Here is a 21,889-nt window from a genome sequence, read left to right as displayed (position 1 = left end):
AGAGAAGCCCTTGAGCGGTGCGGACCGGCCGGCCCGCACCGTCGGGATCGTCAGGCGAGCTCCTCGATGAAGGCCGCCAGCTGGGCGACATTTCGGCATTCGTGCATCGGGACGATCCCGCCGTAGGCGGTCGCCAGCGAGTCGCCGGTGTCCCACTGGGCGGTCGGTTCCGGGTTCAGCCAGTAGGCGTGCCGGGCGCCGGCGCTCAAGCGCCTCAGCGTCTCCAGCGCGGGCGGCTGGTAGTTGGACCGGGCGTCGCCCAGGATCAGCAGTGAGGTCTTGGGCCCGATGGCGTCGCCGTACCGCTCGGCGAACTCCTCCAGCGCGTGGCCGTAGTTGGTGCGGCCGAACCGCACCATGTCGGCCTCCTGGGTCAGCCGCGTCATCGCCTCCACCACGTCGGCGCCGGGGACGAAGAACCGGGTGATCTCATCCACGGTGTCCACGAACCCGAACGCCCGGACCTTGGTGAACTGCTCGCGCAGCGCGTAGGTCAGCAGCAGCGTGAAATGGGCGAAGGAGGCGACCGAGTCGCTGGTGTCACAGAGGACGACCAGTTCGGGCTTGTGCGGGCGGCGCGGCTTGTTGAAGGTGTTCAGCGGCACCCCGCCGCTGGACAGTGAGGCCCGCACGGTCCGGCGGAAGTCCAGGCGGCCGCGGTGGCCGAGCCGGTGCTTGACGGTCAGCCGGGCGGCCAGGCGGCGGGCGAGCGGGTGGACCTCCCTGCGCAGCCTGGCCAGGTCGGCCTTGGTGATCCGCAGGAAGTCGAGCTGCTCCAGCGGCGGCCGTACGGCGGAGCGGGCGATCCGCTCGATCCCGGAGTCCTCGGCGATCCGGCGGCGTACGTCGGTGGAGACGGCGTCCTCGAACCGCCTGGTGTTCTCGTTGATCCGCTGCCGGGCGACCTTCTCGGCCAGCCCGCCGCGCTCCTGGCCGGTCAGGACCTCGGCGAGCAGCCGTGCCATGAGCGTCTCGGGGGAGAGCGCCCGCATCACCGAGTAGGAGAACCAGTTCTGCCTGCCGGGGCCCGCGGGCTGGCGGCCGAAGCGCTCCACCATCGCCCGGGCGAACTCGTTCATCCCCTCGGCGCCCAGCAGCAGCCGGGCCAGCCGGTCCCGCAGCTCGGGAAGCGGGGCGGCCTCCAGATCCAGGTCGGGGGCGTGCGAAGCGCCCTCCTGGTGGGGGTCGTACAGGCCGCTGGTCGAGGCGGGGAACCACAGGTCGAAGAGCACGTCGAAGCCCGGCCGGTGCGAGGGCCGCTTGACCAGGGTCGAGGCATAGGCGGCGCGCAGCGAGTCCCGCTCGCTCAGGTCGATCACCTGCAGGGCCCTGGCGGCGTCCAGCCCCTCGGCCAGCGACACCGGCAGCCCGGCCTCGCGCAACGCGTGCACGAAGCCGATATGACGGTCGAGCAGGCTCATGTCCCGGCCCCCACGCCGCTCACCCGTCCGGTCCCGCGGTCGGTCCGGCCGTTGGAAGATCCGATCACGCGTCTTGCCCGGCCGTTCGCGGGTCCGGCTCCGTGATCCGTTCCGCGTTTCAAGGGGCCGGTCCCATGTCTGGTCGCGCCGTTCACAGGGCCAGCTCCTTGCGCGCCCGGGTCTGGTCGGAGGCGTGCTTGAGCACCACCCCGAGGGTGGCGCCGATCGTCGCCTCGTCCAGCTCGGTCCGTCCCAGGGCGAGCAGGGTGTTGGCCCAGTCGATCGTCTCGGCGATCGAGGGGGCCTTCTTCAGCTCCAGAGTGCGCATCGTGGCGACCGTACGCGCCAGCTGCTCGGCCAGGCCCGCCTCGATCGTCGGCACCTGGGCCAGCACGATGTCGCGCTCGCGCTCCGGCGTCGGATACTCCAGGTGCAGGTAGAGGCAGCGCCGCTTGAGCGCCTCGGAGAGCTCGCGGGTGGCGTTCGAGGTCAGCACCACGTACGGCCTGCGCACGGCGGAGATCGTGCCGAGCTCGGGGATCGTGACCTGGTAGTCGGAGAGGATCTCCAGCAGGAGCCCCTCCACTTCGACGTCGGCCTTGTCGATCTCGTCGATCAGCAGGACCGTCGGGATCTCGGAGCGGATCGCCCGCAGGAGGGGCCGTTCGAGCAGGAACTCCTCGGTGAAGATGTCATCGTGAGTGGCGTCCCAGTCTCGGTCCGATCCGGCCTGGATGCGCAGAAGCTGCTTCTTGTAGTTCCACTCGTACAGCGCCCTGGCCTCGTCCAGCCCCTCGTAGCACTGCAGCCGGACGAGCTGGGCCCCGGTCGCCGCCGCCACGGCCTTGGCGAGCTGGGTCTTTCCCACTCCCGCCGGACCCTCGGCGAGCAGTGGCTTGCCGAGCGCTCCGGCCAGGAAGACCGAGGTCGCTATGGAGGCGTCGGAGAGGTAGTCGACGGCGCTGAGCCGCTCCCGGACGTCTGCGGGCGAGGCGAACCACATGTGTGCTCCCAGTACAGGACCGAATGTTGTTCTAGCTTAACCGCTGATCGTCGATGATTTCGAAGCCCTGCCCGATGTGCGCTATCCTTCGAGGGCTTCAAGCGCCGCTAGCTCAGTTGGTTAGAGCAGCTGACTCTTAATCAGCGGGTCCGGGGTTCGAGTCCCTGGCGGCGCACCACGGTTCATACCGATGACCTGGGCATTCTCGTTCACGACGAGGGTGCCCACGGTTGTTTCCGGCCCGATGTATTCGTTGCGGGCTCTCTGACCGTGACCGAGGACTCCATGCGATCGTCGATCGCCCTGAGCGGTCACGCGGTGTGGCGGTCACCGGAGTCGGGGGCCGACCGGGTGCTGCGACGGTTGAGAGAGCGCACCCGGTGCCCGTCATGGTTCCAGGCTTTCCTCGTCGTGATTTCAGGCCCTCATGGGCTGAACCGAGCGCTTGGGCGCAACCGGGTTCGGCTCGCCCCCGAACCGTGCGCGGGGCCCGGGGCGGCCTCGTTCGAAGGCCCTGGCTTGGGCGATACGGGCTGGACCACGCAACGAGTGCGCCCGCGCCCGCGCCTGCGCCGCTCGGTGCAGGCGCAGGATGAAAGCATCTCAAACATCTCATTCAAAACATATGCCGCCTAAATGAAAGATCGCACAATGGGGCATATTTATTTACATGAAATGAATTGAAGAAGGTTTTTGGATTTATGTTGTTAATTTAATCCTCGTTGGCCGGGGTGGCGTATTCAATGGCGTCTGTCGGGGTATCTCTCGGTGCGATTGTTTGGGCGCTACGGATGCCTACTTCTTCGGAATCGCAACGATGCGGATGAAAATGAAATTAAGCAGTAACGGGCGAATTAAAGCCCCGACCCTCGTGGGGCAGCACTACCCGGCCTGGAGTGTCGCGGCGACAATAGCTGGAGCTTTTCTCGCAGTGGCATGTCAGGTGCCGGCGAACGCCGATTCCAAAACGACAGAAACCTTCTACGCTAATTCTCTGGTCGGTGATGGCAGGACGATTCTGATCCCCGGCCTCACTGTCGCCCCGCGAAATATGTACACCCATGTCAAGGTCGACGGCTGGAAAGGGCGGGGAAAATCCTGCGAATACCTGCCCAGCCCGCCGAGGCCGATAGACGATCCGAGCTCGCAGGCCTCGACGGAAGCAAGCCTGGTCGTGACGTCGGTCCCTTCGTGCCAGATGGGTCCAGCAGGTCAGACGGGCCCAGCGGGTCCGACGGGCCCGGCCGGACCGCGGGGACCCGCGGGCCCACAAGGTGTGAGCGGGGTGAGCGGTGCCGATGGTCCTGAAGGAGAGGCAGGTCCGACCGGGCCCGCAGGTCCTACGGGCCCGGTCGGACCGCGGGGCCCGGCAGGTACGGTCGGTCCTCGCGGTACCAGCGGTGCCGACGGCCCGGAAGGAGCACCGGGTCCGACCGGCCCCGAAGGCCCGGCCGGCCCGCAGGGGCTCTCGGGTGCTGACGGTGCGGACGGTGCGGTAGGCCCGCAGGGTCCGGCGGGTGCCGACGGCACTGACGGTGCGGTAGGTCCGGCGGGTGCCGACGGCGCGGTGGGTCCGGTAGGTCCGCAGGGTCCCGCAGGTGCTGATGGCGCGGTGGGTCCGGCAGGTCCACAGGGTCCCGCGGGCGCCGACGGTGCGGTAGGTCCGCAGGGTCCCGCGGGCGCGGACGGTCCGACAGGTCCGGTGGGCACAGAAGGTCCCGCGGGTGCCGATGGCGCTGACGGTGCGGTAGGTCCGCAGGGTCCCGCGGGTGCCGACGGCGCTGACGGCCCGGTAGGCCCGGTGGGTCCGGCTGGCGCTGATGGCGCGGTAGGTCCGGCAGGTCCCGCGGGTGCCGATGGCGCTGACGGTCCGATAGGTCCGGTAGGCCCGCAGGGTCCCGCAGGTGCCGACGGCGCTGATGGCGCGGTGGGTCCGGCGGGTGCCGACGGTGCTGATGGCGCGGTGGGCCCGGTGGGCCCGGTGGGTCCGGTGGGCGCTGACGGCGCGGTGGGTCCGGCGGGTGCCGACGGTGCTGATGGCGCGGTGGGGCCGGAAGGCCCGACAGGTCCGGCGGGTGCTGATGGCGTGGCAGGTCTGCAGGGTCCGGCGGGTGCCGATGGCGCTGATGGCGCGGTAGGTCCAGTCGGTCCGCAGGGCCCGGAAGGTCCCGCAGGCGCTGATGGCGCTGACGGCGCGGATGGCATGGACGGTGCAGTAGGCCCGACAGGTCCGGCGGGCGCTGATGGCGCGGTAGGGCCAGTGGGCCCGGCGGGCGCTGATGGTGCGGACGGTGCGGCGGGCCCGGTGGGTCCGGTCGGTCCGCAGGGTCTCGCAGGCGCTGATGGCGTGGAGGGTGCGGTAGGTCCGGCGGGCCCGGAAGGTCCGGCGGGCGCTGATGGCGCAGTGGGCCCGGCAGGTCCACAGGGTCCCGCAGGCGCCGACGGCGCTGATGGCATGGACGGTCCGGTGGGTCCGGCGGGTGCCGACGGTGCGGTTGGTCCGCAGGGTCCCGCAGGCACGGACGGTGCGACAGGTCCGGTGGGGCCAGAAGGCCCCGCGGGCGCTGACGGTGCGGTAGGCCCGGTCGGTCCGCAGGGTCCGGCGGGTGCCGACGGCGCGGTGGGCCCAGTGGGCCCGGTGGGCGCTGATGGCGCGGTGGGCCCGGTTGGTCCCGCAGGTGCCGACGGTGCTGATGGCGCGATAGGTCCGGCAGGTCCGGTGGGCCCAGAAGGTCCGGCGGGTGTTGATGGCGCGGACGGCGCAGTAGGTCCGGCGGGCCCACAGGGTCCGGCCGGTGCCGACGGTGCCGACGGCGCGGTGGGCCCGGCAGGTCCGGTTGGCCCGGTGGGCCCAGAAGGTCCCGCAGGTGCTGATGGCGCGGTGGGCCCGATGGGTCCGGCGGGCGCTGATGGTGCGGTAGGTCCGCAAGGTCCGCAAGGTCCGACAGGTGCCGACGGCGCGGACGGCGCGGTGGGTCCGGTCGGTCCACAGGGTCCCGCAGGCGCTGACGGCGCTGACGGCACTGACGGTGCGGTAGGTCCGGCGGGTGTTGATGGCGCGGACGGTGCGACAGGTCCGGCAGGTCCGGCAGGTCCGGTGGGTCCGGTAGGCCCAGAAGGCCCCGCGGGCGCTGATGGTGCGGTAGGTCCGCAGGGTCCCGCAGGCGTTGACGGCGCGGTGGGCCCGGTAGGTCCGGTGGGTCCGGCCGGTGCCGACGGCGTTGATGGCGTGGACGGTGCGGTGGGTCCGGCGGGCCCGGTGGGTCCGGCGGGTGCCGATGGTGCGGTGGGTCCGCAAGGTCCTGTAGGCCCTACAGGACCACAAGGGCCTACAGGTCCTATCGGGCTGACCGGTTCTATAGGGCTTAGAGGTCTTATCGGGCTGACCGGTCCTGTGGGACCTGTTGGCGAGAATGGCGCCGAGGGTCCCGCAGGGCCACAAGGTCCTGCGGGAGCCAATGGCGCCGAGGGGCCGGCGGGCCCGGTGGGCCCGGTGGGGCCGCAAGGACCGACCGGTCCTGCCGGAGTGGACGGCGCCGAGGGGCCGACAGGCGCCCCTGGAGCCGACGGCGCCGATGGGCAGGCAGGTCCTCAGGGTCCTGCTGGGGCGAATGGCGCCGACGGCCCGGCGGGTCCGGTGGGCCCGGCGGGGTCCACCGGACCGGCGGGTCCCGCGGGTGAACAGGGTCCCGTGGGTCCGGCCGGTCCGGCCGGACCCATCGGTCTGACCGGTCCTGCGGGTCCGACCGGCGCGGCCGGTCTGGCCGGGCCCACCGGTCTGACGGGCCCTGCGGGTCCGACGGGCGCGACGGGCGCGACGGGCACGACCGGTTCGCGTGGTGCCACCGGTCCGACGGGCCCCGCGGGTCCGACGGGTCCGACGGGTCCGACAGGTCAGCAAGGTCCTACGGGCCCGATCGGGCAGACAGGGCCCGCGGGTGCGACCGGTTCGCGTGGTCCCACCGGCCTGACCGGAGCCACGGGTCCGACAGGACCGCAGGGTCTCACGGGTGCGCAGGGCCCTACGGGCCCGAGTGCGAGCATCGCCTCCTCGAAGGAGAACGGAACGGAGTTCACCGCGTTTGCCTCGGGTGCCGGGGCGACGTTGGTCAGGGATCCGCGAACGGTCGCTCCGTGGCACAGCGTCTCAACGCTGACGGGTTATCCCGGCAACGCGATCGGGGTCGCCCTGAATGAGGATCTCACCAACCTCAACGTCACCGTGCTGAGTTCAACCGGGACGATTGCCCGGACGAGTTGTCTGGTGCAGCCCACTCCGGGAACGCTCCTGAATCCGGCGTGGCCGGCGAACTGCTCCGCTTTCAGCAATATAACCCCCCCGAACTGAGCCGACCGGGGGCATGAAAGGCAGGAAAAGAACGCGTGCCGTGTTCGGGATGACCCGGGCGCGGCACGCGTTCCGTCTGTGATGGAAACCCCGGATGGGCGCTCATCCCGTGGTCACCGAAGAACCGGTCGGGCTGTGCTCACGGAGAAGTCCGGCGAGCCGGTCGCCTCGAACGACCTCGGGGCCGAGGTCGGCGGGGGCGGGAGTACGCGAGGTGGTGGGGCGCGGTCACATGTGATCGCCGACGGCGGTGGCATCCCACCGGGCATGAATCTGACCGGTGGCGCCTCGCCCGGCTCCGGCATCCACCGCTGGACGGTCTGACAGGAGACCATGTCGCCGCGCTGAATTTGATGACTGCTTATCCGCTGGAAGGTACGCGGTGACATCCGCGAAGCCTTCCTGCTCGTCGTTCTTGAAATCCGCTGCCGACGGACATGTCTCACTCTCCGGCTGCGTTTTTCCGGGGTTCTTACCTCCGAACGAGACCACCCCATCGTCAAGGAAATGGAAAATTCCGGCAAACGGGCCAGTTGGGACTCCCGACCCAGCCGCCCATTGCAGGGGAAATCTCCCCCGAGGTCAAATTTATCGTGCTTCGTACTTTTTAGTGGCTTATGACGGGTATAGGGATTTAAGTCCGTTCCGTACGAAAGCCGGAAGGGGGCGTGGGTCATGATCCGACCCGCAGGCCTAGAACAACATCCCGATCTCATCGAGATGCGAGAGAGGTACGAGCGAGCGGGCTCCAGCACGGCAGCCCAGGGAATCGACGGACTCTCCCTCCTCGCAGGGCTATGGCTGGCTATCTCTCCATGGGTAGTCGGCTTCAACGGTCTGTCCAGGATTTCCGTGAGCAACCTGGTCACCGGCATCGCACTTGCCGCTCTGGCCATGGCGTTCGCGGCAGCCTTCGGCCGAACCTACGGGCTGAGCTGGATCGCAGCGATCATCGGAATCTGGACCATCATCGTGCCGTGGGTCACGGGATCGGCGACGACGTCGACCATCTGGACCAACGTCGTCACCGGCGTCGTCATCTTCCTGCTCGGGATGGGAGCGGTGGCGGTGAGCGCCAGGAAGATGCCCAATATGGGCGGCAGGACCTCCCATATGTCGAATGACATGTCGGGCAGGACCTCCAACATGCCGGGCAGCAGTATGCCGGGCCATAACATGCCGGGCAGGCCCTGAACAGGCCTGAACAGGCAGACCCCGAACCGGTGCGACGCGGTGTGGCGGGCGAATGCTCGTCACGCCCGCCGGGCACCGGTGGCCTCTCGTCCCACCTGAGGTTGATCATCACGGCCCGGGGCCGTCGTCCCGGAAGAGAAGAAGCCGCCTGTCCGGCCGTTGCCGGGCGGGCGGCTGCTCAATTGGGGCCCGTACGGCTCCCGTACCGCTCCCGTACGGCTAGATCCGTACCTCTTCGGACTCGCGTCCGTGCACGATCAGGGCGTAGATGACGAGCACGTCGATGGCGATGGCGAGAAGCGACCACCATGGGTAGGCGGAGAAGAGCAGCATCTGCGTGATGGCGTTCACCATGGCGAGGATGACCGCCACGGCGCGGGCCCAGGTCTGCCCGGCGATCACCGCGAAGCCGGCGACGACCAGGAGGATGCCGAGAATCAGGTGGATCCAGCCCCAGGCGGACAGGTTGAAGAGCAGGGTGTTGTTCGGAGTCTCGAGGAAGAACGTGCTCCTGAGAATGGCGACCAGGCCGTAGATGATGTTGAACGCACCCGTCAAGATCATCATCAGGGCGGCGAACCAGACCCAGCCGATCCAGCCGGTGACCCTCGGGGCCCCCGTACTCGTGGTCCTCGTGTCCCTCATGCCGCGTGTCATGCCGGTTCCCTCGTTGCGCAGCATGCCGCTTTCGCCGTGCACCCTCTCGGTTCCCTCGTCGTGCAGCATGCCGGTCCCCTCGCCGGGTACCCTGCCGGTTCCATCTCCGGGCACCCTGCCGGTTCCCTCGTTGTGCACCATGCCGCCTCCTCCTTCATGATCGTGAGTCATTACCAGGAGTGATCGCCGCTGCGGGGGGAGGTCATGTCACCCGAAAAGGGTGAACTTCAGACGAAACCCTGCCGGGTGGCCTGGCTGATCGCCTCGCGACGGGTCGTGACCCCGAGCTTTCGGTACACCGAGCGCAGGTGGGTCTTGACGGTGTTGACCGACAGGAAGAGGTCATCGGCGATCTCCTTGTTGGTCATGTGCGACGGTAGAAAACGGAGTACGGCCAGCTCGCACTGGGTCAGGGCCGGCCCCTCGTCGCCGTTCGGATTCACGGCTCCGCGCTCGAAACGGCGGAGGATCTCGTTGCCGAACGGGACACGGGGACCGTTGGGCGGCACGAGAATCGTCAGGAGAGATCTGACCGATCGGCCGCCGTCGAGGAACACTCGCCGTGCCCGGTGCGGCTCCGCCAGCTCCAGGGCCTGATCCAGCAGCTCGGCGGCCGGCGACGTCGCTCCCAGGCGGCGGTGTGCGGCCGCGGCGACCAGCAGCGCGGCGATCCTGTCCAGCAGGCGCGTCTCGCCCGCCGTACCCCGCAGGCAGTCCTGCACGGCGGCGAGCGCGCTCACCGGGTCGTTCCGTATGAGGTGCAGCCGTCCCATGGCGACGGCGTCCGAGGCAGGCGGTGGAGAGCCGGCCTCTGCGGCTGTGAGGGTCAAGGCCGCGGGTTCCGAACCCGTGAGGGTCGGGGCTGTGGGATCCGGGTCGGGCAGAAGGCCGGGAAGGTCGGTCGCCGGAAGCCAGGCGATGTCGAGGAGGGCCACCGCCTGGATGAGCCGAGATGACAGCCGGCACCGCCTGTGGAGTTCTGCCAGGCATGATCGGGCGGCGGCGACGTCGCCCCCGGCGACCAGGGCTCGCGCGCGGATCAGCGTCGCGAGCGCGGAGACCGGCCCGTCTTCCGGAGGCCGCCTCCGTGGCCACGGCTCGATCCGATCCAGCAGCCGGTGGACGTCGGCCGGTTCGTCGCGTTCCATGTGCACCCAGGCGAGGGCGAGGTCGGCGATCGGGTGAGGTCGCAGCGGCCCGTCCGGCGACGGCGTGGGGCCGCGGAGCGTGCCGGCCGTCTCCTTCGCCCGTGCCAGGTCGCTCTGGAGCGCTCCGGCCGTTTCCTCCGCTCCCGTCAGGTCGCCCTGGATCGCGCCGACCAGCGCCGAACACGCCGTCGCGAAACAGGTCAGAGCGGGAAAGTCGCCGGCTTCGAGCTCCTTCACCGCGCGGCGCAGAGCCGTACCGGCCGAGACGAACTCGACGTTCCAGGAATGGGCGAGTCCCAACGCCAGCAGCAGGCAACCGGTCGCCCTGCGCTCGGCGGGCGCGTGCGGTGGTACGCCGCCGGTCCGGTGGAGCGCCCGCCGGGCGGCGGAGAGGCTCTCCGGGGTGCGGTCGCCGCTCATCCAGGCCCGGACGAGGTTCAGCGCGGCGATGATCCGTTCGATACGGGGCTCCACGGCCGCGGCAGCCGTCCCGGCCGACTCGATGTACGGCGCGGCCGCGTCGGGATCTCCGGCGACCAGCCGGGTCCAGGCGTGGGCGAGGGCCACCATCGGCGTGGCGGAGGTGAGCTCGGGCGGAAGGCGCATGAGGATCGCGGAGAGTTCGCCGTCCTCGGCTCCGAGGAGGACCCGCACGTCGTCCTCGGCCAGTATCTCGACGGCGTGCTCCCAGTCCTCTCCGGCGACCGCGGCCCGCAGGGCGTCCAGCGGCCTGCCGTTCGATCGATGCCGGCGCGCCGCCTCACCGAGAAGACGGGGCACGTCATCGGGGGACTCGCGTCCCAGCTCGGCCCGGAGGAATTCCCGGAAGAGCGGGTGGAAGCCGTACCCCGGCCGGTCGGCGTCGGGTGCCTCCACGAAGCAGTTCTCCCGGCTCAGCCGATCCAGGATCCGCGCCGCGTCGGCCGTTCCGGTGAGCGTGCCCGCCAGGTCGGCGCTGAGCGGGGAGGCGACGCTGGTGCGCAGCAGGAAACGGCGGATCTCGGGTTTCTGGCGGCTGAGCACCTCGTCGCGGAAGTAGTCGCCGACGATGCGGGTGCTCCCCGTGAAACCTCGCCCCTGCCGGTCCGTCTCGCACCGCTCCTTCAGCCACAGGCAGGCCAGACGCAGGCCGGTGCTCCATCCGCCGGTGCGTGCCACCAGCTCCGCCACCTGGTCCGTGCCGATCTGCAGGTCCGCCGTGCGGAAATACTCGGCCGCCTCGGACTCGGTCCAGGCGAGATCCCCGGCCCCGATCTCCGCGAGATCGCCGGAGACGCGCAGCCGGGCGAGCTGGAGGGCGGGCCGGTGGCGGCCCGACATGATGAGACGGAGCTGTGGTGGGGCGTGCCGGAGCAGGAGGTCGAGGCCGTGCAGGACCTCCGGCTGATCGAGCTCGTGGATGTCGTCCATCACGAGGACGATCGGCCGCTCCCTCCCGGAGAGCGCCTCGACGATCTCATCGACGAGATCCATCGGTGGAGTGCGGTCCGGCGAGGGGGTCCTCAGCGACGGCTGGACCTGTCCGAGTGCCGCGGCCAGGTGAGACCAGAATCTGTGCGGCTGGTTGTCCGCGGGGTCGACGGTGAGCCATGCGACGTCGTGAGCCCTGCCGCAGGTCATGCTCCACGACGCGCACGCGGTGGTCTTGCCGGAGCCCGCGGGAGCGCTGATCAAGGTGGCCCGGTGTTCGACGGCGTGATCGATCTTCTCCCGGACGCGAGACCGGGGCAGCACGGCCACGTGGAGACGTGGAGGCGCGAGCTTGCCGGCCAGCGGCGCGCAACCACCGCCTCCCGGCCGGGGACCAGATCCCCGCGCATCGGCCACAGCCGTCATGACGCCCCCGACCTCCCCGCCGAAACACGGACAGAATCCCTACTTGTCCGGCGGGCCGTACCAATCACCAAATCACTTCTGAATTACCGCTTTTCCCGGAATCAACGCAGGTCACTCCCGTTCGGGGCCGATCTTACGAATCCTCGACGTTCGGCCCTGACGGCTCCTCCGTCGCCTGGACCCGGACCGAGCTGCCCGCATCCTCGCGCCGGCGCCCCCGTGCGGCGGCGATCAGATCCACCGGCCACGGCCCCCGCCGGCCGTCGCCATCGGCCCGGGGCGCGTGCGCCGAGCGCGATTCGCTCCGTCCGGCTCGTGCAAGCGTGAACCGGACGGAGCGAACGGGCGCGGCGTCGACTCCGGCCATGGAGGCAGGCGCCGAGGTGAGGACTCAAGCCGACGGCAAACTGTCCCAAATGTAGTGATATGCCCTGAAATTCATTTGGGGAGTCAGGTAAGCGCGCTGCAAGCGGTGATCAAGCACCGGCCCCCACTCTGTGACGCATAAGAAACTCGAAAGGTTGTAAAAATGCCGAGAAATGCGTACGTCGTGGGCGCCGGGGCTGGACTCATCCTGCTGGTCGCCGGCGTGTACGGGCTGACCTCCCTGTCCACCATCTCCTGGGGAGTGCCGACCTTCATCGTCGGCATGTTCCTGGCGACCATGAGCTCGATCCTCCTTGCCACGAAGCTGGCCAACGGCTTTTTCGTCGCGAAGCTGACCAACGGCCTTCTTGCCACGAGGCCGGCCAACGGTCAGGGCCCGGCGACCGGCGTCCTCGGCCAGATGAAGAGCTTCATGGGAACCGGCAACCAGGACCTGATCGGCGCCGGCGTTCCGGAGCGAGCGCTGATCACCTCGATGCGAGACACGGGCACCACCGTGAACGACCAGGTGGTCGTCGTATTCGACCTGCAGGTCCAGCCCGCGGGCGGCCCGCCGTACGCGGTGAGTCACCGCCAGATCCTGCCGCGTCTCCTGATGGGCGCCGTGCTTCCCGGCAAGCTGGTCCAGGTCTGGTCCGACCCGGTCGACGCCCAGCGCCTCACCATCGACTGGTCCGCCCTCCCCGTTCAGCAGTCCTGAACCTCGCCGGGAACGTCAGTTCCAGTTGTCGATCTTGACGTCGTGGGGATCCGGGGCGCCCTTCCCGGTTTCGACCAGCGACTTCAGGCTCATCAGGAAGACCGCCCACTTAGTGCTGCAGTGGTGCATGAACTCCACCGGCTCCTTCCAGCCTTCGTGCTTGAAGAGAACGACGGTGTAGTCGTCGACCTGAGCGAGATCCCAGATCACGTGCGTGCCGATCCATTCTTCGGGTCCTTCGACCACCTCCCACAGCACGCGCTTGCCGGGGTGAAGCTCGAGGACCTTCATGTCGAATCCGCCGGCATCGAACCGGAACCGGAGCACGCCGCCGAGCCTGTCGCCCTCGCCCTGGGTTCTGGTCGTCCACCAGCCGGCAAGCCCCTCGACGGTGGTCAAGGCCGCGTAGACCTCGGCCACCGGTGATTTGATTCCGGTCCTGTGCAGAATGTCCACCATTTTCGATTCCTCTTTCCAGAGTTGCTTCTCGTCTGAGATCTGTGAGTTCACTGCGGTGTGTCGTGCTGGTCTCTGCCGCGCTGAATCGTCTCGGCGATCTGCCTGATGCGCCGGAGCCTGGCGTCCCACGTCGCTCCCACCGAGGACAGCTGAGCGATCGCGCGAGCGAGCTGCGCCTCGTCCACCCGGTACCTCCTCTCTCGCCCGGCGGGCGACGCGTGCACCAGGCCGACGCGGTCGAGCACGCCGAGATGTTTCGCGATGGCCTGCCGTGTCACGGGCAGCTGCTCGCTGAGGCTGGTGGCGGTGCCGTCGCCGTCCGCCAGGAGGAGGTCGAGCATCCGCCGACGGGTCGGGTCCCCGATCGCGGACCACAGGTCGTCGTCGACGGCGGTCATGAGGTCGACGTCAGCCGGGCGAGATACTCCCCGAGCCGGGGAATGAAGGTGTCCCAGCCGGAGACGTGTTCGCGGTACTGCTCCTCCAGCTTGGCGGCCTCCCAGCCCATCTCCCGGAATCCGGTCTCGGTGAGCCGGATCCTCGTGCCCGTGCCCGACGGGGTGAGCTCGAAGGTGATCAGCAGTGAGCTGGCGGAGTCGTCGACCTTGCCGTCGGGATGGCACCAGCGGAACGAGAACAATCGAGGCGGCTCGGCGTTCACCACGGCGATCGGGACGACCTCTGCCCGGTCGCCCCAGACCAGCTCACCGACGGCGCCGGGAGTCGCTTCGACGTCGGCGTCGTCGGTCCACCATTCCGAGATGTGCTCGGGGCGGCTGACGACCTCGAAGACCACCTCGGGTGAGGCGTCGACGTGGATCTCGCGTTCGATGCTGCCGTACTCCATGCTCTTCACCCTTTCCCAATCTGCAACCTTTGGTTGCATGTCAAGTTAGCGCGCGATCCGCAGTTATGCAACCATCGGTTGCGCATTGCGGGATGGGCTGGTTGCTGTCGAAGGTTCCGGTTCGGGCGATCGTTATCGTGTGGAGTGCCGCTGAACATCAAAGGAGCTCCACATGTCCGCCGTCCTCCGCCCTCGCGCCCTGTCCCGCGGTGACCTCGTCGCGGTCGCCGCGCCGTCCGGCCCGCTCGAAGCCGCCGACGAGCCGCTCCTCGCGCGTGGCGTGGCGATGCTGGAACGGATGGGGTTCCGCGTGCGCGTCGCGCCGCTGGTCGACACCGGACGGAGACGGTGGTGGGCCTCCGGTTCGCCCGCGGAGCAGGCCGAAGAGCTCAACACCCTGCTGCGGGATCCGGAGGTCCGGGCGATCGTCGCGCACACCGGTGGCCAGACGACCTTGGGTTACCTGGACCTTCTGGACCTGGACGCGATCCGGGCCGATCCCAAGCCCATCCTGGGCTACAGCGACATCTCGGTGCTGCACATGGCGCTGTACGCCCGCACCGGCCTGGTGGGGCTTCACTCCGACCTCGCCACCCACGGCTTCGGCGGCGACTGGTACACCCTGGCCGATGAGAGCCGCCGCACCCAGCTCGTCGACGTCTACACGCGCGTCCTGACCAAGGCCGAGGCGCCTGGGCCGCTCCCGGCCGCGTCCGCGTGGGAGTGCTGGCGGCCCGGCCGCGCTCAGGGGCCGCTCGTCGGCGGCCTCCTCAACCGGCTCATCCGGCTGCAGGCGACCCCCTTCGCGCTGCCTGCGGAGCGGTTCGACGGTGCCGTCCTGTTCTGGGAGGAGGTGAACCGCTCCATGGCGGCGATCTGGGGTGACCTCCACATTCTTCGGCTGTCCGGCGTGCTGGACCGGATCGACGCGATGGTCGTCGGGATCCCGAGCGACGTCACGCTCACCGGCGGGGGTCCCACTCCGCCGACGCTGCGCGACATCGTCCTCGATGTCGTCGGCGACCGCGAAATACCGATTCTCGGGCACGTCGACTTCGGCCACACCGCGCCGAACCTGCCGCTGCCTCTCGGTGTCCGCGCCGCCGTCGACGCCACCGCCCGGACCCTGTCCCTGGTCGAACCCGTCGTCGCCGAACGCTGACACCGGAGGACGCGTGATCCGCCTTCGTCGAACGCGTCGATCACGGTGCCCGGCCGGCGATCGCCGTCAGCACGCCCGGCCGACGTTTCCGTTCACGGCTTCTCCGGCATCCCGGGTGCCGGGATGCCGTTCGGGCGGGTGGGACGCCCGAAACGTACGGGGACGCCCGGTGAATAGAGCACGCTCACCGGCGGTCCGGCCGGTTCGGGCAGTCCTGCCGCCGCTATGAGGTCTTCGTCGCACTCGATGAGGTCGGCTCGGTGCAGGGGCCAGCGCGGGTGGGTGTTCGGCAGATACATCGGCCGCCCGAAAAAGGTGTTGTGCATGCCCCAGCGGGCGGTCAGGAAGTGTTCGAGCTCGGTGGGCTCCTCGATGCGCCCGCCGGTCCGTATGGCGATCCGGCTGTGCGCGCCGCGCGGCCCCGGCCAGCGCCGCGTGCCGGTGTAGGTGATGGTGTCGCCCCGGTGGCGGATGGCCATCCGGGACCACACGTACGGCAGCCGGAAGGCGGTCCGCGCGACGATCACCGGGATCAGGCGGGAGGCGTCGAGCGAACGGAAGACCACGCCGCGCCGCCCGTGGGCGTCCACCGAGTAGAGACGGACGTTGGTCTCGGGGAAGGTGCCCAGATAGGGGATGCCGGGGAGGCGGAACCAGCCGATGCGGTGCATCCGGAAGGCGACGAGGCCGACGTAGGTGACCCCGTCGAGGGTGTCCGGGACGGCCCCGGCCGGCAGCAGGGGCGCCACGTCCGCCGGGTCGGCGGCCCAGTGCAGGAAGGCCATGTCGAGCCACGACTGGGTGAGCAGAGGGCTCGGGGTGGAGCGGGGCGGGTCGGCCGTGACGGGCTCAGGAACGGCGGGCGTGAGCGACACGACATCAGGATCTCAGAACGCGCCGTCCCTGCCCATCACCGGCCGTTCGCGCTCGAGTCGTCGGGGAAGCGCCCGGCGACGTCGGGGCGGGAGCGCAGGCGCTCGGGGAAGCCGGGGCCGAGCGTGGCGGACACGTCGCGGAGTTCGAGAGGCTCGCGGCACTCGGCGCAGACGACCTCGGCGTGGGTGCCGTGGTCGTGGTGCAGCAGATTGATCGGCGGGCCGTCGGGGGAGAGCCACTTGTCGCCCCAGTGCATCATCGCCGCCAGTACCGGGAAGAAGTCGCGGCCCTTCTCGGTGAGCACGTACTCATACCGCTGGGGACGCTCCTGGTACGGCACGCGTTCCATCATCCCCTCCTCGACCAGTCGCTTGAGGCGCTGGGTGAGGATGTTGCGGCCGATGCGCAGGTTGCGCTGGATGCCGTCGAAGCGCCGGGTGCCGTAGAAGGCCTCGCGCAGCACGAGCGGTGTCCACCAGTCGCCCAGCAGGTCGACGGATCTGGCGATGGAGCAGGGCCAGTCGGCGAACGGGGTGCGCTTCATGATCTGAATTCTATCCGTCCTCAATGAGTTCGTTGCACTAGTGAACTCATAAGGTTAGAGTCGATTTTGGTACCGAACGGGGGCTATTCATGACGTGGCAGCCGACCGCCTGCGTGTTGTGCGCGAGTAACTGTGGCATCGAGATAGAGCTGGACGAGCGCCGGTTCAAGCGGATCCGCGGCGACAAGGCGCATCCCTCGTCGCAGGGATACACCTGCGAGAAGCCGCTCCGCCTCGACCACTACCAGAACGGTACGGACCGGCTCACCCACCCGCTGCGACGGCGGCCCGACGGCACGTTCGAGCGGATCGACTGGGACACCGCGATCACGGAGGTCGCGGGGAGGCTCGCGGCCGTACGGGATGCCCACGGCGGAGAGACGATCTTCTACTACGGGGGCGGCGGCCAGGGCAACCACCTGGGCGGCTCCTACGCGGGCTCGGTGATGCGGGCCCTGGGCGGGAGATACCGGTCCAACGCGCTGGCCCAGGAGAAGACCGGGCAGTTCTGGGTGTCGGACCGGATGATCGGCAACTTCGCCACCGGCGACTTCGAGCACTGCGAGCTCGCGCTGTTCATCGGCAAGAACCCCTGGCAGTCGCACGGCATCCCGAGGGCCAGGCCCACGCTGCGCGAGATAGCCCGCGATCCCGCCCGAGCCATGATCGTGATCGATCCCAGGGTCACCGAGACGGCCGAGCTGGCGGACATCCACCTGCGGCTCAAGCCGGGCACCGACGCGTGGTTGCTGGCGGCCCTGGCCGCGGTGCTGGTCCAGGAGGACCTGATCGCCCGCGACTGGCTGGCCGGACGCGCGGAGGGTCTGGACGAGGTCGTGACCGCCCTGGCCAAGGTGCCGGTGGCGGCCTACGCCGAGGTCGCGGACGTGCCGGAGGACCTTGTACGGCAGGCCGCCCGCCGCATCGCGTCGGCCTCGAGCGTGGCCGCCATGGAGGACCTCGGGACCCAGATGACCCTGCACTCCACGCTCAACAGCTATCTCGACAGCCTGATCATCCTGCTCACCGGCAACTTCGGCCGGCCGGGCACCAACAACCCGCCGATCCTGCTCATGCCGCTGGTGCAGACGTCCTATCTGCGGCCGCAGAAGGAGCGGTTCAGCCCGGTGGCCGGAGCGAGGATCATCTCCGGCCTGATCCCCTCCAACGTCGTCGCCGAGGAGATCCTCACCGACCATCCGGCCCGCTACCGCGCGATGCTGGTCGAGTCGTCCAACCCGGCCCACTCCCTCGCCGACTCGCCCCGCATGCGCGAGGCCCTCCAGGCACTCGACGTGCTGGTCGTGATCGACGTCGCCATGACCGAGACGGCGAGGCTGGCCGACTACGTGCTTCCCGCGCCGAGCCAGTTCGAGAAGTGGGAGGCGACGTTCTTCAACCTGGAGGCGCCCGCCAACTACTTCCACCTCCGCCGCCCGGTCCTCGACCCGCCGCCGGGCTCGGACCTGCTGCCCGAGCCGGAGATCCACGCCCGCCTGTGCGAGGCGCTCGGCGCCCTGCCCGACCTGACCGCCCTGCGCCAGGCGGCGGCCGAGGGACGTACGGCCTTCGCCGGCGCGTTCCTGACCGCGATGGCCGCCGATCCCGCGCTGGCGGCAGTGCCCGAGGTCGCGCTCTACCGCACCCTCGGCCCGACGCTTCCCGCCCCGGCCGCGGCCTCCCTGTGGGCACAGGCCCACCAGGTGGCGATGCGCCACCCGGACGCGGTCCGCCGCGCCGGAGTCACCGGGGACGACCTTGGCGAGGCGCTCTTCGAGGCGATCCTCTCCAACCCTTCGGGAATCCACTTCACGGTGGACGAGCCCGGCGACGGCCTGCGGCGGATCGGCACCTCCGACGGGAAGATCCACCTCGCCCTGCCCGACCTGCTCGCGGAGTTGGGCGACCTGCCTCCGGCCGGCCCACCCCGCCATCCGGACTTCCCGTTCGTGCTCTCCGCGGGGGAGCGGCGCGCCTTCACCGCCAACACCCTCTACCGCGATCCCGCCTGGCGTCGCCGCGACACCTCGGGAGCCCTGCGCATCAACCCCTCGGACGCCGTCGGGCTGGGGCTGGAGAACGGCTCACTCGCCCGCGTGACCACCCGCAGGGGCAGCGTCGAGGTGGCGGTCGAGCTGTTCCCGGGCCTGCGTCCCGGTCACGTCTCCCTGCCCAACGGCCTCGGGCTCGGCTACCCGGCGGAGGACGGCGTCTCCGTCCTGACCGGAGCACCGCCCAACGAGCTCACCTCGTCCGACGCCCGCGACCGGTTCGCGGGCACTCCCTGGCACAAGCACGTCCCCGCCCGGGTGGAGGCGATCTGACGGCCTGGCCGGCGTCGCGGCCGGTCGGGCGGACGAATTCGAACGGCGGGCCGCACCGCTCGGCGGGCCGACCGAGCTGCGGGACGCCGGTGATCCCCGGTTGGGCGATCCCGCACCTCGCTGACGTTCTCCGATGCGGGCGCGCGGAGAGACCGGCCCATAAAGGTTACATATAGTAATTTTATAACTACTCAGAGTGGTGTACTGTTCGAAGCGTGGCCGCAGATTCACGGAGAGGGGCCCCCCGTACGCGCTGGAGGTCGGCGCTATGGCTCGTCATGCCTCTCGTGATCCTGATCCACCTGGTCCTGGACTGGAGCTGGCACTCCATCCGCACCTACTCGGGTGCGGAATCCGTGACCCTCGTAGTCGCCGCGGGCCCTGATGTGTGGTCGACGCGCCTGCGGACGCCCTTAGGCGAGGACGCTCGTCCTTCCGGAGCCGTCAGGCAGCCCACGGTGCCCAGGCCCCACGACCCCCATGACATCTGGGCGCACCACATCGTTCGCCCACGGGCCGGAGACCGCCTCGCCCGGACCCTTCTGCCGGGCGGTCTCGCCGCTGGCCTGTTGCCGGCCGGATGGCTCGGCTCGGCATGGCCGGACTTCGCTCCGGACCGCCCCGCGAGACGATTTCCCGAAGCATCGCCTGTGTGGCCGGCCAGCGCCGGCCTGCTGATCCGGCTGGGCATCTCCCTGACCTAAACCGACGCACCCGGCGGTAGGCCCGACAGTGTCCGCGCGTCCTGTCACGCGCCGCCGTTCCCGTCGTACGCATCCACTCATGCGGGCCGATTCGGCCGTGCGTCATCGAGCGCGGGCCGACGCCCTTTGCAGCCTGCGGGTTGCTCGATACCCACGCCCGATCCACGGGAGCACCGTCTCATGCGAGAGATCCAGACCATCAGCGAAATATGGGAATTCTTCTGCCTGCGCTGTCTTCGGACCTGGCAGGACCTCTACGAGGCCTGCCACTCAGATGACGGGCATGGCGGCGACACGGTCGTGTGGCGTCGCGGGGGCCTGCCCAGCCCGCCCCCGTGGAGCGACCTCTCCTGTCCTCACTGCCACAACATCTATGTCAAACCCCTGCCGTCGCGTAACCGCTCGCCCATCTGCCGGATCGGCGAAGTGCCCCAGCAGGACTCACCCCAGCAAGATTCGATCGCCTCGAACTAGACGCGGGGTCATCCCGTGGCGGCGGCCGGTACGACGGCGGTGGATGTGAGGGCCTGAGGGGTGGCCGGCGGGGCGGTGCTCTTCTCGCACGGGTCGAGTTGGGCGGGCTTGTGCTCGGCCGGGGCGGCGCCGGGGAAGGAGCGGGCGAAGAACTCGGCCCAGTCTCCTTCCTTGAGAAACTCGTTCAGCTTCTTGCTGACGATCTCGCAGTCGGCGAAGTCGTTGTCGGGCAGCCCGATGCCGTACTGCTCCTTGGAGCCGAAGGTCAGATCGGGCAGCACGTGAAGTCCGGGATAGAGTTCGGAATTCGCGAAGCCGTACAGAACCAGCTGGTCGGTCGAGACGGCGTCGACCTGCCCCTTGCTCAGTTGGGTGGCGCAGTCTTTCAGGGCCGTCAGGACCGTGAGGGTAAGCCCTTTTCTGTCCTTCTCGGCGAGCTGGGCGTGGGACGTCGTGCCATCGGCGACGCATATGTTTCTGCCTTTTGTCACCAGATCCTCATAGTTCTGGATTCGCCGGTCGCCTTCCCTGACCATCACCCCCTGATACGTGATCATGTAGGGCCCCGCGAAGTCCATTCTTTTCCGGCGATCGTCGGTGATGGAGAAGGTCGCGACCACCATGCGAACCTTCTCCTCCTCAAGCACCCTTATCCGGCCCTCCAGCGTCACGTCCACGTACTGCTGGTCGATCTGCAGCTTGCTGCTGAGCCAGTCGGCCAGTTCGATGTCGAATCCGCTGCGCTGGTTGGCGCCCGGGTCAAGCGTCGACCAGCCCGGATGGTCGGTGGTGACGCCCGTGTGGATCACCGCGCCGGAGTGGAGGAACCCGCCTGGGAGCGGCGGAGATGTGGATTCGGAGCAGGAGGACAGGGCGGTGACGCCGAGCAGGGCGGTGGCGAAGACGACTCGCCGGAGGATCCGGGTCACGGGCGGCTTCCTAGTTGTAGAGAACGGCTTCGGAGACTTTCAGGTGGAGCAGGCAGGAGTCGTCGGGAACCCGGAGATCGACCTGCACGCCCGCCCGGTCCTTGACGCGGCTCAGAGGCAGCCGGATCTCCTCACCGGAGTGGGCGATCGCCGGTGGGTTGCTCCACCGGTCGTCGGCCAGGAGCCGCACCTCGAGCGTGGCCGGCACGACGCAGTTACCGGTGGACCGCGAATTCGCCAGGGTGAAGGTGATGGAGAGGTTCTCGCGACCGGGTGGGCGCCCGGGGATCTCGACGGTGGCCTGTGCCCCGTCCTCCATCGACCGGCCGTCGAGGACCGTGACGTCGTCGGTGATTCTCAGATCGGGGCTGTGGATGACGAACCACCACGTGGTCGCGGAGCCCAGTCCCAGTGCCACCGCGATCAGCAGCGTCAACCAGAACCGCCCTCTCCTCAGGGGAGGCTGCGGCTCCCTCGTCCGGAAGAGGAGCGCGAGGAGGAGTGCGACGGTCGCGACCACGAAGGACAGGGTCTGGGAGACCTCGGCTCCCTTGGCCCCCTGCGCCAGCAGTGCGATTCCCCCGAAGCAGGTCGCGATGCACGCTGGAATAAACCAGACCATATCCCTCAGATAGGGCGTTTGGCTTGGTTTGTGCATCGTCACATTCCACCTCCGGCATTAATCTCCCCGTGTTTTGATCGAAAACAATGGTCAAACCTTGGGTGCAATGCTATGTCGGTAGATCAGGTTATTTTGGCTTTTTGACGGTATTCCTTGTTGATGCGGCCGGGGTCTCCACCGGAATGGGTCAGGTGGGTGAACGCGGCCCCGAAACGGCGTTCTCGGGGCGATCTCCGTATTGTCCTTCTGGAATG

19 protein-coding genes and 1 tRNA gene are annotated in these 21,889 nt (G+C 69.1%); 8 read left to right on the top strand and 12 right to left on the bottom strand.

Annotated elements, in window-relative coordinates; all coding sequences use genetic code 11:
• Window positions 1-50: 50 nt before the first annotated feature.
• Together DKM19_RS37035 and DKM19_RS37030 are read right to left on the bottom strand one after the other, a co-directional pair.
• Window positions 51-1,421 carry a VWA domain-containing protein gene (locus tag DKM19_RS37035; protein WP_110702330.1) on the bottom strand — a complete coding sequence of 457 codons (1,371 nt, stop codon included), beginning with the start codon at window positions 1,419-1,421 and terminating at the stop codon, window positions 51-53.
• 151 nt (window positions 1,422-1,572) lie between these two features.
• Window positions 1,573-2,424 carry a MoxR family ATPase gene (locus DKM19_RS37030; RefSeq protein ID WP_110702328.1) on the bottom strand — a complete coding sequence of 284 codons (852 nt, stop codon included), beginning with the start codon at window positions 2,422-2,424 and terminating at the stop codon, window positions 1,573-1,575.
• 101 nt (window positions 2,425-2,525) lie between these two features.
• On the opposite strand from DKM19_RS37030, the gene DKM19_RS37025 reads away from it, so the two are divergent.
• Window positions 2,526-2,602, top strand: a tRNA-Lys gene (locus DKM19_RS37025).
• A 657-nt stretch (window positions 2,603-3,259) separates the two neighbouring features.
• On the opposite strand, the gene DKM19_RS52215 is transcribed toward DKM19_RS37025, so the two are convergent.
• Window positions 3,260-5,722, bottom strand: coding sequence for a hypothetical protein (locus DKM19_RS52215; RefSeq protein WP_239513787.1), 2,463 nt, complete (start codon window positions 5,720-5,722; stop codon window positions 3,260-3,262).
• A gap of 1,185 nt (window positions 5,723-6,907) precedes the next feature.
• Between DKM19_RS52215 and DKM19_RS37015 the strand changes: the two genes are divergently transcribed.
• Together DKM19_RS37015 and DKM19_RS37010 are read left to right on the top strand one after the other, a co-directional pair.
• Window positions 6,908-7,096: a hypothetical protein gene (locus tag DKM19_RS37015; protein ID WP_110702326.1), complete on the top strand. Its 189-nt coding sequence runs from the start codon at window positions 6,908-6,910 to the stop codon at window positions 7,094-7,096.
• Between the two features lie 351 nt (window positions 7,097-7,447).
• Window positions 7,448-7,966 carry an SPW repeat protein gene (locus DKM19_RS37010; RefSeq protein ID WP_110702324.1) on the top strand — a complete coding sequence of 173 codons (519 nt, stop codon included), beginning with the start codon at window positions 7,448-7,450 and terminating at the stop codon, window positions 7,964-7,966.
• 219 nt (window positions 7,967-8,185) lie between these two features.
• Here the strand turns inward: DKM19_RS37010 and DKM19_RS37005 are convergent, their stop codons facing one another.
• Complete coding sequence (locus DKM19_RS37005; protein ID WP_239513785.1) at window positions 8,186-8,764, bottom strand: hypothetical protein; 579 nt, start codon at window positions 8,762-8,764, stop codon at window positions 8,186-8,188.
• Window positions 8,765-8,850: 86 nt separating this feature from the next.
• Window positions 8,851-11,607 (bottom strand): LuxR C-terminal-related transcriptional regulator, encoded by a 2,757-nt coding sequence (locus DKM19_RS37000; protein ID WP_110702322.1) that lies wholly within the window; start codon window positions 11,605-11,607, stop codon window positions 8,851-8,853.
• 529 nt (window positions 11,608-12,136) lie between these two features.
• On the opposite strand from DKM19_RS37000, the gene DKM19_RS36990 reads away from it, so the two are divergent.
• Complete coding sequence (locus tag DKM19_RS36990) at window positions 12,137-12,694, top strand: hypothetical protein (RefSeq protein WP_162642040.1); 558 nt, start codon at window positions 12,137-12,139, stop codon at window positions 12,692-12,694.
• Between the two features lie 15 nt (window positions 12,695-12,709).
• Here DKM19_RS36990 and DKM19_RS36985 read toward each other — a convergent pair whose 3' ends face one another.
• From DKM19_RS36985 to DKM19_RS36975, 3 genes are read right to left on the bottom strand one after another with little or no spacing between them, the layout of a single operon-like run.
• The gene (locus DKM19_RS36985; RefSeq protein ID WP_110702316.1) at window positions 12,710-13,153 is read right to left on the bottom strand and encodes an SRPBCC domain-containing protein; all 444 of its coding nucleotides are present in this window, start codon (window positions 13,151-13,153) and stop codon (window positions 12,710-12,712) included.
• A gap of 47 nt (window positions 13,154-13,200) precedes the next feature.
• A complete protein-coding gene (locus DKM19_RS36980; RefSeq protein ID WP_110702314.1) occupies window positions 13,201-13,551 on the bottom strand; it encodes a metalloregulator ArsR/SmtB family transcription factor in 351 nt (116 codons plus the stop codon).
• Entirely contained in the window at window positions 13,548-14,000 is a 453-nt protein-coding gene (locus DKM19_RS36975; RefSeq protein WP_110702312.1) for an SRPBCC domain-containing protein, read from the bottom strand. The genes DKM19_RS36980 and DKM19_RS36975 overlap by 4 nt, the downstream gene beginning before the upstream one ends.
• Before the next feature lie 172 nt (window positions 14,001-14,172).
• On the opposite strand from DKM19_RS36975, the gene DKM19_RS36970 reads away from it, so the two are divergent.
• Complete coding sequence (locus tag DKM19_RS36970; protein WP_110702310.1) at window positions 14,173-15,162, top strand: LD-carboxypeptidase; 990 nt, start codon at window positions 14,173-14,175, stop codon at window positions 15,160-15,162.
• Between the two features lie 92 nt (window positions 15,163-15,254).
• Here DKM19_RS36970 and DKM19_RS36965 read toward each other — a convergent pair whose 3' ends face one another.
• Both DKM19_RS36965 and DKM19_RS36960 read right to left on the bottom strand, forming a co-directional pair.
• Entirely contained in the window at window positions 15,255-16,037 is a 783-nt protein-coding gene (locus DKM19_RS36965; protein WP_110702308.1) for a YqjF family protein, read from the bottom strand.
• A gap of 35 nt (window positions 16,038-16,072) precedes the next feature.
• Complete coding sequence (locus DKM19_RS36960; protein ID WP_110702306.1) at window positions 16,073-16,582, bottom strand: helix-turn-helix domain-containing protein; 510 nt, start codon at window positions 16,580-16,582, stop codon at window positions 16,073-16,075.
• An 89-nt stretch (window positions 16,583-16,671) separates the two neighbouring features.
• On the opposite strand from DKM19_RS36960, the gene DKM19_RS36955 reads away from it, so the two are divergent.
• From DKM19_RS36955 to DKM19_RS36945, 3 genes are all read left to right on the top strand, one after another.
• The gene (locus DKM19_RS36955) at window positions 16,672-18,906 is read left to right on the top strand and encodes a molybdopterin-dependent oxidoreductase (RefSeq protein ID WP_110702304.1); all 2,235 of its coding nucleotides are present in this window, start codon (window positions 16,672-16,674) and stop codon (window positions 18,904-18,906) included.
• A gap of 278 nt (window positions 18,907-19,184) precedes the next feature.
• Complete coding sequence (locus DKM19_RS36950; RefSeq protein ID WP_110702302.1) at window positions 19,185-19,610, top strand: hypothetical protein; 426 nt, start codon at window positions 19,185-19,187, stop codon at window positions 19,608-19,610.
• 180 nt (window positions 19,611-19,790) lie between these two features.
• The gene (locus tag DKM19_RS36945; RefSeq protein ID WP_110702300.1) at window positions 19,791-20,084 is read left to right on the top strand and encodes a hypothetical protein; all 294 of its coding nucleotides are present in this window, start codon (window positions 19,791-19,793) and stop codon (window positions 20,082-20,084) included.
• 8 nt (window positions 20,085-20,092) lie between these two features.
• Here the strand turns inward: DKM19_RS36945 and DKM19_RS36940 are convergent, their stop codons facing one another.
• On the bottom strand, window positions 20,093-21,013 hold the full coding sequence (locus DKM19_RS36940; RefSeq protein WP_110702298.1) for a transporter substrate-binding domain-containing protein: 921 nt from the start codon (window positions 21,011-21,013) through the stop codon (window positions 20,093-20,095).
• 10 nt (window positions 21,014-21,023) lie between these two features.
• Window positions 21,024-21,635 carry a hypothetical protein gene (locus tag DKM19_RS36935; protein WP_110702297.1) on the bottom strand — a complete coding sequence of 204 codons (612 nt, stop codon included), beginning with the start codon at window positions 21,633-21,635 and terminating at the stop codon, window positions 21,024-21,026.
• Between the last annotated feature and the right edge of the window lie 254 nt (window positions 21,636-21,889).

Source organism: Streptosporangium sp. 'caverna' (assembly GCF_003203775.1).
In the GTDB taxonomy this organism is placed as follows: domain Bacteria; phylum Actinomycetota; class Actinomycetes; order Streptosporangiales; family Streptosporangiaceae; genus Streptosporangium; species Streptosporangium subroseum.
This window is presented reverse-complemented; position numbering and strand designations above follow the sequence as displayed.